9 protein-coding genes and 1 pseudogene are annotated in these 13,082 nt (G+C 36.8%); 4 read left to right on the top strand and 6 right to left on the bottom strand.

Translation table 11 applies throughout. The features are described from left to right. Positions 1 to 238: 238 nt before the first annotated feature. The 3 genes from adeC to EXE10_RS19080 form a co-directional block, all read right to left on the bottom strand. A complete protein-coding gene (gene adeC / locus EXE10_RS19090) occupies positions 239 to 1,627 on the bottom strand; it encodes an AdeC/AdeK/OprM family multidrug efflux complex outer membrane factor (protein WP_370538948.1) in 1,389 nt (462 codons plus the stop codon). An 88-nt stretch (positions 1,628 to 1,715) separates the two neighbouring features. Then, positions 1,716 to 4,826: an efflux RND transporter permease subunit gene (locus EXE10_RS19085; protein WP_033917518.1), complete on the bottom strand. Its 3,111-nt coding sequence runs from the start codon at positions 4,824 to 4,826 to the stop codon at positions 1,716 to 1,718. Continuing rightward, the gene (locus EXE10_RS19080) at positions 4,826 to 6,013 is read right to left on the bottom strand and encodes an efflux RND transporter periplasmic adaptor subunit (protein WP_033917516.1); all 1,188 of its coding nucleotides are present in this window, start codon (positions 6,011 to 6,013) and stop codon (positions 4,826 to 4,828) included. The genes EXE10_RS19085 and EXE10_RS19080 overlap by 1 nt, the downstream gene beginning before the upstream one ends. Before the next feature lie 138 nt (positions 6,014 to 6,151). Between EXE10_RS19080 and adeR the strand changes: the two genes are divergently transcribed. Continuing rightward, the gene (gene adeR / locus EXE10_RS19075) at positions 6,152 to 6,883 is read left to right on the top strand and encodes an efflux system response regulator transcription factor AdeR (protein WP_033917517.1); all 732 of its coding nucleotides are present in this window, start codon (positions 6,152 to 6,154) and stop codon (positions 6,881 to 6,883) included. Beyond that, a complete protein-coding gene (gene adeS / locus EXE10_RS19070) occupies positions 6,873 to 7,952 on the top strand; it encodes a two-component sensor histidine kinase AdeS (protein ID WP_043041662.1) in 1,080 nt (359 codons plus the stop codon). The genes adeR and adeS overlap by 11 nt, the downstream gene beginning before the upstream one ends. Before the next feature lie 12 nt (positions 7,953 to 7,964). Here the strand turns inward: adeS and EXE10_RS19065 are convergent, their stop codons facing one another. Beyond that, positions 7,965 to 8,927, bottom strand: a complete 963-nt coding sequence (locus EXE10_RS19065; RefSeq protein ID WP_033917576.1) for an IS30-like element IS18 family transposase — start codon at positions 8,925 to 8,927, stop codon at positions 7,965 to 7,967. 255 nt (positions 8,928 to 9,182) lie between these two features. Here EXE10_RS19065 and EXE10_RS19060 point away from each other — a divergent pair, with 255 nt between their 5' ends. After that, positions 9,183 to 9,794, top strand: a complete 612-nt coding sequence (locus EXE10_RS19060; RefSeq protein WP_015060246.1) for a recombinase family protein — start codon at positions 9,183 to 9,185, stop codon at positions 9,792 to 9,794. Positions 9,795 to 9,983: 189 nt separating this feature from the next. Here EXE10_RS19060 and EXE10_RS19055 read toward each other — a convergent pair whose 3' ends face one another. Continuing rightward, the gene (locus EXE10_RS19055) at positions 9,984 to 10,868 is read right to left on the bottom strand and encodes an Mph(E) family macrolide 2'-phosphotransferase (RefSeq protein ID WP_000155092.1); all 885 of its coding nucleotides are present in this window, start codon (positions 10,866 to 10,868) and stop codon (positions 9,984 to 9,986) included. Between the two features lie 55 nt (positions 10,869 to 10,923). Next, the gene (gene msr(E) / locus EXE10_RS19050; RefSeq protein WP_000052512.1) at positions 10,924 to 12,399 is read right to left on the bottom strand and encodes an ABC-F type ribosomal protection protein Msr(E); all 1,476 of its coding nucleotides are present in this window, start codon (positions 12,397 to 12,399) and stop codon (positions 10,924 to 10,926) included. 548 nt (positions 12,400 to 12,947) lie between these two features. Between msr(E) and EXE10_RS19045 the strand changes: the two are divergent. Then, a pseudogene (locus tag EXE10_RS19045) lies at positions 12,948 to 13,082 on the top strand (helix-turn-helix domain-containing protein); the annotation flags it as partial.

The following is a 13,082-nucleotide window of genomic DNA, read 5'->3' as shown; positions in this document are numbered from 1 at the left end:
AAGCTTTCATTATTAAACCTACATAGATGGTCTATTCACAATTATTTGATGCTAAACAGCCTTACCATCTTGAGTGATAATATGCTCTTTGGGTTTATTTATATCTGTTGCCAAGTTTTCCTGTAAAAACCTTGTCAACAGATGGCTGTTTTTTTATCTCGCAGATTCAAATCCCAAGTGCAACACATTTGTAGTCAGTTGAAAAAGTTAGGTGTATTCATAGAATCATTAGACTTTTTCAACTCGCAATTCCTCCACCTAACGACTTATAAAGTTCGATTTGATTATTTAGTTTTATTTGTTCGAGGATAAGTAGTCCTTGTTGTGCTGCATAAGAAGAGCGTTGCGAATCTAATACCGTTAAATAACTATCAATACCTGCTCTAAAACGAGCACTGGATAGTTTATATGTTGCATCTGTTGCAATGACCAAACGACGCTGGGCTGCTAAACGATCTTCGATATGTGCATGAGCGGCAAGTGCATCATTAACTTCACGAAAAGCTGACTGTATCGATTTCTCATAGTTAGCAAGTGCAATTTGCTGTTCTGTCTGAGAGATTTTAATATTAGCTTTACGGGTTCCCCAATCAAAAATAGGAAGGTCAATACTTGGACCAACTGACCAAGAAAAACCTCCAGATTTAAATAAATCATTTAACTCTGTTGAAGCATAACCTGCGGATCCAGACAAGCTAATTGTTGGGAATAGTCGTGCTTTTGCTGCACCGATATTTGCACCCGCTGCTCTAAGTTGAAATTCAGCTGCTTTTAAATCAGGACGATTATTAAGTAAATTACTGGGCAGGCCAGTTGTGAAAGCTGTTTCCTTTGTAATACTTTTAATTCTTTGATTTGGAAGTAAATCTTGTGGAATAGTTTGTCCAGCTAAAAGATTCAGTAAGTTGTGTGCTTGTACCATTTGAGTTTTATAGTTAGCCACATCATTTCGTGCTGTTTCGACAGAAATTTGAGCTTGTCGTAATGGAACCTCGCTATCAATACCTACATCAAAACGCTTTTTATTGAGATTGTACGAATCAATTTGTGCTTTTAATGTCTGCTCCGCAAGATTTAAATTATCTTTTGCAAAAGCATAATTTAACCATGCTTGGGTGACTTGGCTTATTAAACTAATTTGAGTAGCATCTCTAGCACTTTGTGTCGCAAAGTAATTATTTAAAGCGGCATCTTTTAAACTTTGGACTCGTCCCCAGAAATCTAATTCATAAGCGGTTACACCCAAGCCAACTTGAAAAGTCGAATATGGGTTATTAGGATTAATAGAGGATTCGACTTGTCGAACTGCACTACCAGTTGCTCCAATTGTGGGCAGCTGATCATTTTTGCTAATTTGATATTGTTGTTGGGCACGTTGAATATTTAAGGCGGCAGTACGTAAATCACGATTATTGTCGATTGAAATTTCAATTACTTGTAGTAACTTAGGATCAGAAAAGAAAGTTTTATAACCATTTTCCGCAATCGATGTTCCCGTAGATGTTTGTGAAAAATTTTGTGGAATATTCGACTTCTGTACAGGTTGTGATGCCTGCATATTGATACAAGCAGTTAATGCAATGGAAAGGGAAGAAACAAGTAATCCTCGTGTTAAATGAACTGGCATTTTAAGCATGATTTTCTCCAAATAGTAAAAGCAGTAATATCGAAGAAGAGCCAAAAGAAACATTTATGTTTCTTTTGGCTCTTTTAACTTAAGGGGTCGTTTTTTTCTTTGAAGAAATGAGTTTTTCAACTGCTCCCAGTACGAAGATGAAAAATACTGGAACAAAGAAAATTGCGAGAATTGTTGCTGAAATCATGCCGCCAAATACCCCAGTACCTAATGCATGTTGTGTTTCAGAGCTCGCTCCTGATGCGATGACTAAAGGAACAACACCACATGTAAAGGCAAGAGATGTCATGAGAATTGGACGTAAACGAAGTTTTGCAGCCTGAACGGTAGCTTCAACTAAAGTCATACCTTCTTCTTTAAGCATCTTGGCAAATTCAACAATCAAAATAGCGTTCTTGGCCGATAAACCAATGATTGTGATGAGTCCAATCTTGAAGAACACATCATTCATCATGCCTCTCGTCATAATTGCAATCACAGCACCAAAAATACCCAATGGAATAACTAAGATAACTGATAGTGGAATCGACCAACTTTCATAAAGGGCAGCGAGTACAAGAAAGATCACCAGCATAGATAGGCCCAATAAAAATGCCATCTGTGATTCTGATTGTTTTTCTTGTAGAGAGATACCAGTCCATTCATAGCCAATTCCTTTAGGAAGTTTGGCCATCATTTGCTCCATTTCACGCATGGCATCACCAGATGATGTCCCAAAGTTTGGAATACCGGCAATACTTAAAGATGGACGTCCGTTATAGCGATTATATTGTTGTGGTGCTTTATTCCATTGTGGTGTCACAACTTCTGATAACGAAACCAATTGGCCACTTGAACCTGTTACTTTGAGATTAAGAATATCTTCCAACTGCATACGTGATTTTGCATCGACTTGAACAATCACTTGTTGCATACGACCTTGGTTCGGGAAATCATTGATATACATTGACCCCATAGAGGTTGAAATAATGTCTGATACATCAGCAAAATTAACACCAAGAGCATTAAGCTTTTCACGATCGATTTTCAAGCTCACACGATTGCCTTCAGGTAAACCTTCAGCCCAAACCATATAGAGCTTTGGATTTTTAGAAGCCATTTCAATCAGCTGCTCTTTAGCTGCTATAAGAGCAGGCATACCTAAGTTGGCTTTGTCTTGTAACCGTAGACTAAAACCTGAATATGTACCCAACTCGTCAATTGGCGGAGGCAATATAGACATAACGCTACCTTCATTGCTTTTTGCCATAGCTGCGTTAAGTGAATTGACATATTCAGAGGCAGGCATTTTTCTTTCTTCAAAATCTTTTAGTGTTGAGAATGAAACCCCAACGTTTTGTCCAGAACCGCCAAAACCCCAGCCAAGAACGGAAATATTGTTTTGCACATCAGGTTTTTGATTTAGATGTCCTTCAAACTCTTTCACAATATTCTGGGTTCTTTCACGTGTTGCATCTGATGGAAGTTGGAATGTTGTTAAAAACCAACCTTGGTCTTCTTCTGGCATAAATGCTGTAGGCCAATATTTCATACCAGCAAAAGTAACAACCGTAATGACAACAAAGGCAATCATCATTGGAATAGTGTGTTTAACGATTTTGAGCAAAATGACTTCATATTTTTTAGTCACTTTATCAAAACTACGGTCAAACCATGCAAAGAACCCTTTCTTTTGATGATGACCATTGATCGGTTTTAAAATGGTGGCACAAAGTGCGGGAGTTAACACTAAAGCTAGCAAAGCGGAAAATAAAATGGATACAGACATCGTCACTGTAAATTGACGATAGATGATCCCTACAGAGCCGCTTGCAAATGCCATAGGTAAAAATACGGCTGCAAGTACTAGTGTTATCCCAATAATAGGACTAGTAATTTCTTTCATGGCTTTAGAGGTAGCCTCTTTAGGTGAGAGGCCTTCTGTTGCCATGATTCGTTCAACATTTTCTACGACGACAATGGCATCATCGACAATAATTCCGATGGCAAGCACCATACCAAACATAGTTAGTACGTTGATGGAATAGCCCATCAATAACATCACTGTAAATGTACCAAGTAAAGCAATAGGTGCTACAATCGCTGGAATTAATGTATATCGAACATTATGTAAAAATATATACATCACGATAAAAACCAGAACCATGGCTTCAAGTAATGTATGAATTACCTTTTCAATTGAGATTTTGACAAATGGAGCGGTGTCATAAGGTATATCTAGTTGCATACCTTCTGGTAAATTCTGTTTTAGTTCCTCAACCTTAGCTTTAACACCATCAGCGGTTTTTACTGCATTAGCACCAGGGCTGAGCTGGATTGCTGCTGCAGTAGCAGGTTTACCATTTTTCAAAATAGCAAAACTATAGGCTTGTGAACCCATTTCAACTTTAGCAACATCTGATAGTTTTATTGAACTACCACTTACTTTACTTTTTAAACTTATATTCTTGAACTCATCAATATTTTTAAGTTGGCCCTGTGCTGATAGGGGAATACTAATGAGTTGTCCTTTTTCAGCGGGTACATCACCTAATCGACCGGGTGCAATTTCAACATTATTACTACGTATAGCATTATTTACATCACTAATAGATAAGCCATAGGACACCAATTTATTTGGATCAACCCATATTCTCATAGCCTTTTCTGAACCAAACGATTGAACTTTACCTACGCCTTCAACACGTTTTAATTCTTCAACAGCATTCCTAACTAAATAATCACTTAAATCGACTTCAGAATGTTGTCCATTAGGTGAACTCAGACTGACCAACATTAAAAAGCCTGAAGAAGATGCTTCGACTAACAAACCTTGTTGGCGTACAGTCTGCGGCAGGCGGGCTTCAACAGTTTTAATCTTATTTTGTACATTTACCTGAGCCATATCTACATCTGTACCAGGCTTAAAGGTCGCAGTAATTTGTGCTAAACCTGATGTATCTGTTGTTGCACTATAATAAAGTAAGTTTTTTACGCCTGACATTTCCCGTTCAATTAACGTTACTACGCTATCGTTAATTGCTTTTGGCGTTGCACCAGGATAAACGGCTGTAATAACCACTTGTGGTGGAGCAACACTTGGAAAACGGGCAATAGGTAATTTAGGAATACTGAGTAATCCAAAGAGAATAATAAAAATCGCAATCACCCATGCAAATATAGGGCGGCGGATGAAGAATTGAGACATAATCATTCACCTCCTTTTGTTGTAGAGGCTTTGACTTCTGCGTTTGGAAACGTATTTTTAGGTCCTGATACTTTCCATGTAGTGATTTCAAGTTTTTGATTTGGCTGGATCCGGTCAATACCCTCGACAACAATACGGTCACCTGAATTTAAGCCTTGATTGACTGTGTAAAATTGATCATGTTGTTGACCTAATTCGATTTTGCGTAACTCAGCCATTCCTTTGCTATTCACAATATAAACTTGTGAATGTCCACTGTTGTCATATTGAATCGCTTGTTCTGGAATTAGTAAGGCATTAGGAACGGAAGAACGACTCATCTTCACTCGAACGTACATCCCTGGTAAAAGCTGACGATTTTTATTGTCAACTTCAATACGCATAGTTACGTCGCCAGTTTCAGGGTCAACATTAATATCTTCAAATAATAGTCTTGCGGTAACGTTATAAGGTTGATCTTGATTATTTAAAATTTGGACGTTGTGATCAGCATTTGCGGATAATTTACCTGCTTGTAAAGCAGCTTGTAGTTTTTCATAAGCTGTAATAGATTGTTTTACATCCACATATACTTTGTCAATTTGCTGAACCACTGCTAAAGCATTAGCATCTCCTTGCCCAACTAATGCACCTTCAGTGACAAAAGACTGACCAATACGTCCTGAAATAGGTGCTCTCACGGTTGCATATTGTAAATTAATATTTTGGCGTGTCAGGCTGGCTTTCATTTGTGAAACATCAGCTAGAGCTTGATGATATTGGGCCTGTGCATTACTAAATTCTTGTTTACTAATAGCATTACTAGGTAACAACTCTTGATAACGCTCAAGTTGGGTCTTTAATCGACTAACTTCTGATTCCGCTTTTTTCAATGCAGCTTGATTTGTTGCAACATCAGCTTGAAAGACTTCTGAATTAATCTTGTATAAGGGTTGCCCAGCTTTTACTTCACTGCCTTGTTTGAATAGTACTTTTTGAATTATTCCACCAACCTGAGGGCGAATTTCTGCTACTCGGAATGCATGTACACGAGCTGGAAGATTTTCACTGAAGTTTACTGTTTGTGGTTGAACATTTAATACACTTACTTTTGCCGAAGGTGTTTCAGTCTGAGCTGCTTCTTCAGAGCCACAGCCTTGTAAGATAAGGCCAATAGATAAAAAAAGTGGAAGTAACAGAGGCTTCTTCATATGGAAAAACTCATACAGTTTTAGATATTTACATTATTTTTAATATTTGTGTATTTATCGTTGATAAACTATGGAAAAAGTGTGGAGAATAAAAAAAATATCGATAAAATAAATAAGTTCTTAGTAAAGGATTATTTTATGTTTGATAGTTCATTCTCATTTGATTGCCGTGACAAACTAATTCTTGTTGTTGAGGATGAATATGATATTGGTGATATTATTGAACAGTATCTAAAAAAAGAAGGGATGCGTGTCATACGTGCTATGAACGGTAGACAAGCTATAGAGCTCCATTCGTCTCAACCTATTGATTTATTATTGTTAGATATTAAATTACCAGAAATAAATGGATGGGATGTTCTTAAAAAAATTCGACAAACTAATGATACCCCAGTCATCATGTTAACCGCACTTGATCAAGATATTGATAAAGTTATGGCACTCCGAATGGGCGCTGATGATTTTGTGGTAAAACCTTTTAATCCTAATGAAGTCGTAGCAAGAGTATATGCTGTATTAAGACGCAGCCAACAAAACCAGCAAGCAAAAAATAAGAATTTGCATTATAAAAATATTGAAATTCAAACGGATACTCATAGTGTATTTATTAATTTAAGTTCATCATCACCAAAGCTGAACTTAACTTTAACAGAGTATAAAATTTTAATGCTCATGATAGCACAACCACATAAGGTGTTTACTAGAGGAGAGTTGATGAGTTATTGCATGCCAGATGGTAATGCTTTAGAAAGAACTGTTGATAGTCATGTGAGTAAATTAAGAAAAAAACTTGAAGAACATGGCTTAAATCATATGCTTATTAATGTACGAGGCGTAGGCTATCGTTTGGATAATTTAAATGAAAAGTAAAAGTAAAATTAAAATTAAAATTAGTAAACAGCTAATTATTACATTCAGTATTTTGAATTTTAGTATTACTTTTTTTACTTTAACTTTTGGTTATTTAATTTATGCCATTGCCATTGAAGCGAAATTAGTTACATGGGAAAAACTTGGGCAGAACTGGCCTTATCTTCATTTATTAGACTTAGTTTGGTTACTAATAGTATTAATTATAGGATTTTTCTTATCTATTTTTTTAGGAATACGGCTTTCTCAACGATTTGTTAGACCAATTGAATCTATAGCCGTAGCAACTCAAAAAATTAGTCAAGGGGATTTAACAGCAAGAGTTGAAAACAATAAATATGTAAATGCTGAAATTTCAGAGCTTATAGATAATTTTAATGATATGGCCCATAAACTTGAAGTTTCAATAAAAAATGCTCATGTGTGGAATGCAGCGATAGCACATGAATTACGTACTCCAGTTACAATTCTTCAAGGCCGACTACAGGGTATTGTCGATAATGTATTTGAGCCTAGTCCCGCTCTAATGAAAAGTCTACTAAACCAGACTGAAGGGTTATCGTATTTGGTTGAGGATCTGAGAGTATTAAGTTTAATTGAGAATCAACAGCTTAAGTTAAATATAGAGCCAACCAATTTCCAAAAAAGCGTATCAAAAATTATTTTAATGTTTAGTGAGAAATTAGAGGAAGCTAAAATTACTATTCACTCTGAAGTATCAGATGACATAGTGTATTGTGATAGTCGCCGAATGGAACAGGTATTAATTGCTTTAGTAGATAATGCTATACGCTATGCCAATCCAGGCTTACTAAGTATTACATCATTTGTTCAACGACATATATGGACATTAATGATACAAGATGACGGGCCAGGTATTTCTATGGAATATCAAGAAGAACTATTTAAACCTTTTTTCAGGATAGAAGACTCAAGAAATAAAGCATTTGGCGGAACTGGTTTAGGGCTAGCTGTTGTTAATGCAATTATTAATGCTCATCATGGAACCATTCAGTATGAAAATAGGAATTCTAAAAGTGTATTTACTATTAGGATAAACTTCGAATAATAAAAGGCGGATTCAAGCGGCAAGTGCAACAGTATAAAAACCAGCCATAACTTCACTCGGTGTATACCAACCTAGTGTTTTTCTAGGACGATGGTTGAGTGCAAATTCTATCTGCTCTATTTGTTCGTTTGACACGTCATCAAACGATGATGATTTTGGCAGATATTGACGGATTAAACCATTCGTATTTTCATTCCTTGCTCGTTGAATAGACTTGTAAGGATCAGCAAAATACGTCTCTATGCCAACATCAGTAATTCTTTTGTGTTCGGAAAATTCTTTGCCATTATCAAATGTTACACTATAAGCATGGCTCATTTGTAAACGATCTAATGCACAAGTAATCGTTTGAGAGGATGCTCTCGTTGGCCCTAAATGAACAATATGTACATACAGGCTCTTTCGATCAACGAGAGTCAATAAAGCACCTTTATGATGTTTACCAATCACCGTGTCACCTTCGAAATCTCCTAAACGTTGTCGTTGATCAATGACCTGGTCTCGGCAGTGAATACTTGTTTTATCAATGATTTGACCCCTACGATCCGTGTTTTTGTAACCGCGTTTTCGATATTTCTTCTGATGCCTTAAGTGTAGATGAAGTTTACCGCCTTTTGATTTATCTTGATAAATGTACTGGTAAATCCACTCATGTGAAGGTACATCCAGCCAACCGCGTTGTGTTAAAGCACCTGAAATTTGTTCTGGTGACCAGTCCAAACCAATCAAATAATCAATATAAGCGAAGGCAAATGCTGTCATTGATGATGAAGGACGATACCGTCTTTGACTTGCAAATTTAGCTGCCTGTTGAGCTCTATATCCACGTTGTCCAGTATTTCTTTTTAATTCACGGTAGATGGTTGATCGTGAACGTCCTAACTCCCGAGCAAGGGAGGCGATTGAACTTTTACTTTTCAAAGTAGCATAAATTTCGTATCTTTCATCTTGAGAGAGTTGGGTGTATTTCTTCATTGTGTGCTTTCCAATTGCGAGTTGAAAAAGTCTAATGATTCTATGAATACACCTAACTTTTTCAACTGACTACAAATGTGTTGCACTTGGGATTTGAATCTGCGTGGTTCAAATCGGAACATTCCGCAAACAAGCAGTCTATCAAAAGACTATACCTGAATGATAGCGAGCCAAATCGCATACAATATCTATCATTAGACTTAATGCAATAATTAAATGATAGTATTATCATTAATCTAATAGAATTAAGATTAAATGATAGAAATGAATACACGTATTTATCTACGAGCTTCAACTAAAGATCAAGATGCAGAAAGGGCTTTGCAGATTCTTCAGGATCTAAACCAAAACTTGAATTTGGGTGAAACCATTGTGTACGTGGAAAACTATAGTGGTACGAAGTTAGACCGACCTGAATTGAATAAGCTACTGTCAGAAGCAAATCAAGGTGACACATTGTTAGTTGAAAGTATTGACCGCTTATCACGCCTAACCCAACGAGATTTTCAAGAGCTGAAGCGCAGGATCCAGGAGAAGGGACTTCGTTTAGTCGTAGCAGATCTTCCTACTACCTACCAAATGATTCAAACCAGTGACAGCATTACTCATTCAATCTTGGAACTCATCAACAATATGTTGATTGATCTTCTGGCAACAATGGCCCGCCTAGACAATGAGAAACGTATAGAACGTATTAAGCAGGGCCTGGCACGTTCGGGTTACAAACCAACAGGCAAGAAGGCAAATGAGGCTAAACATAAACGAATAAAAGAATTGCTAGTAGTTGGCAATATGACTAAGGAAGAAATTGCCAAAGCAGTGAATTGTGGAGTTGCAACTGTCTATCGAGTTGCTAAAGTTATCTAAAAGAGGCTTATCTCAACGCGCCCCCAATGGGGCACCGCTGCATTCAGGTTACTTCACATAAGAAATTTTATGTTAAATGATTGTTAGAAATGCCCCTTGATCGAGGCATTTTCTATAAAGAATACTAAAAACTAATTAAAGCCAACCAAGTTTCAAAACAAGGCAGTTCTCAGCAATCATATTTTTAAATTATATAACTCCCAACTGAGCTTTTGCTCCAACGATAAGGCTTTCATTTTGAGTTTCTAAGGCAAATAAACCATACATCAAAGGAGAGGCCGCTGCTCTTTCTAAAGTCTGTTCATATAGTTTATTCCAAACTTTACCCCCTAGTTTTTCATACTCGATGATTAGAGTTTTGAGGCTTTCTTCTCCAAACAAAGTTACATGCCCAGCAAAATCAATCGCTGGGTCATCTATATGGGCTGTTGACCAATCAATAACGCCTGAAACAGCTCCATCCTTTGAAGCTAGTACATGCCCAGCATATAAATCGCCATGTATAAATTGGGTGAAATCTGCCCATAGAACATCATTATCCAACCATTTTCTGTAGCGGGTTTCCAATTGCTCACTTATACCAATTTCAGATTTTACTAACTGCAAATTGTTTGCTATTTCAGGTCTTAAATCTGAAGGTTTCATAATTTTCAAATCATTTTCCCGAACTTCTTTTTCAGGAATACTATGGATTTCAAATAAGGTTTTTGCCAAAGATGTTATGTATTTCGGGCTATCTTTGTCCATATTCCAAATTATTTCATAGGTTTCAGCATCCAAATTTAAAACAGGATTATCTTTAAGTATGGGATAAGCCACTAATTCTGTAGATGAAATTCTCCAATCAGGAACCTCTACAGAAAGATGTTTTTTTACCAATTCTAAAATGCGTTTTTCTTTCTTGATTTGTTCCCTCATGCCATCACGACGAGGAATACGCAGCAACCATTGTTGCCCCTTTGTATCAAGAGCAAAAACGACCTTAAAATCAATGCCCATTTCATTGAAATTCATTTTGTCCGTAAGCAACAAGCCGTGTGCTTCAGCAAGTGATTGAATATCTTGAATTGTCATTTTTAATTTCCTTTAAAGAGTTCAATAATTAATGTTCGGATTAGATTGGCTATCATTAACAATCTCTCTCAAAAGTCTTGATGATTTTGTGGTCTTTGATCTCGTAGATAATGTCAGCAATATTATCGACCAATTGCTTGTCATGAGATACGAAGATAATAGTTCCTGCATAGGACTTCATCATTGTTTCTAATGCGGCAATACTTTTTAGGTCAAGATAGTTTCCTGGTTCATCCATAAGCAAAATATTATATTTTCCTAAAAGCATTTTGGATAAAAGCAGTTTGATGATTTCACCTCCCGATAAGTCGGATAAGTTTTTTTGAATATCATTCGCTCCGATCCCCATTGAAGCCAATACTGCACGAATTTCCGCAACTGTGTACTCGCACTCTTCCTGCATAAAGGAGAGCACAGATTTATGCGTGTTAAATTTATATCCTGTTTGTGTAAAGTAGCCAATTTCAGCTTTTGGAGATATGGTTAATCCATCAGCACGTTCTGATATCATTTTTAACAAGGACGTTTTCCCTGTTCCATTCGATCCAGTTATAGCGACTTTAGCGCCAAGCGGTATTATAAAGTTAGCGTCATCAAAGATAGTACGGCTACCAAATTTTAAGCTCAGACCATCTGCCGTAATCGGGAACTTATTGTGCAGTTCTAGGGCTGAACTTTGACGAAAACGAATAGAACGCAAATGCTCTGGTGCTTGAATATCTTCTAATGCAGCCAAACGCTTTTCCATACTCTTAGCTGCCTGATACAGTTTTCTTTGCTTGGTGCCAGTCATTTTTGCATGCCCAAGTCGTCCAGCACTTTCGGTAGAGTTTTTGGATTTTTCTCCTTTTTTCTTATTGTCTAATCGATTAGCTTGCTGGCGTTTTTCTTGCACAGCAGATTCTAATCGCTCCCGTTCCTTCATCATCAGCTCATATTCTACGGCTTGGTGTTGTCGCTCTTCTTCTTTTTGACGCAAGTAATCCGAGTAACCACCCCAATATTCCGTAATTTTACCGTCTTTTAACTCCCATATCTTGTCTACAACCATATCAAGAAAATATCGGTCATGACTGATAACAAGTAATGCTCCATCAAATGCTTTAAGTTGACCAATAAGTAGATCTATTCCATTGAGATCAAGGTGGCTGGTTGGTTCATCCGCTAGAATGCCATGTACTTGTTGGGAAAATGCGGCAGCAATTTTTGCACGAGTTTCCTCTCCGCCACTCATTGTGTCGTTTTGTACATTGGAAACACCAAGGCGAGATAACATTGCCCGGTCTTCGACCGTTTCTATTTCGATTCCGCCCAGTTGGCTGATATGTGCAAAATCACCAAAACGCTGTAATGTCGCTTCGGCTAAAACAATTTCGCCATTAAGTACTTTGAGTAAACTACTCTTTCCTGCTCCGTTATCACCCACAAGACCAATACGGTCATAAGAGTGAATTTCCAATTCATCAATATCCAAAACATCACGCCCAGCATAATCCAAGCGTATGTTTCTCGCTTTAATAATTAAACTCATTTTTATTTACTCCTGTTTAGCTCTTGAAATTTTTTATGCAGCAAACAGGATTTAGGTGAAAACAAAAGCTAGCATCACAGTGTCCTCCCAAAAAAAAAGCTATTCATCCACAGGGTGGACAAATAGCTAGTCAATTAAGTTATAACTGGAAACTATGCACTAAAAGCATACTTATAAATTAAGCATACTTTTACTTTATATATCCGCATATATTCTTAAAGACACAACAAAAGCCCACCATTATAAAATAGTGTCACTATGCAAATAGTTGTGTCTTAACGAATGCGGATAGAATGCATAAACTTACCTAAAAAATAAAATTCAGTTTTATGATAACTTTACTGTTAAAAGAAGTCTAGACAACCTTGTTTTATGCTTGGATATAAGGCTTATTTTAAAATAATAGTAGTGAAGATTTTCTAAAATTAACATAATACACCTTATACGAAATAAAAATGTTAGAACCCATTTAAAGTGTCTATATTCTAACCAATAAAAATGTCTAGTTTATGATGGTTTTTATCACCATGGACTGGATATAAATATAGATGCTTATCACTATGTCTGACAAAGAAATTCAACGGCTTGCAGTTCTGCAAGACGTTCGAGATCATCGTATTACCCAGGTCCGTGCTGCTGAAATCCTAAATCTTTCCACCCGTCAAATTACCCGGTTATTGCAG

It is taken from the genome of Acinetobacter sp. WCHAc060033 (assembly GCF_004209125.1).
Classification (GTDB): domain Bacteria; phylum Pseudomonadota; class Gammaproteobacteria; order Pseudomonadales; family Moraxellaceae; genus Acinetobacter; species Acinetobacter wuhouensis.
Note: the sequence above shows the minus strand (reverse complement) of the source record. Positions and strands in the feature narration are given on the sequence as shown.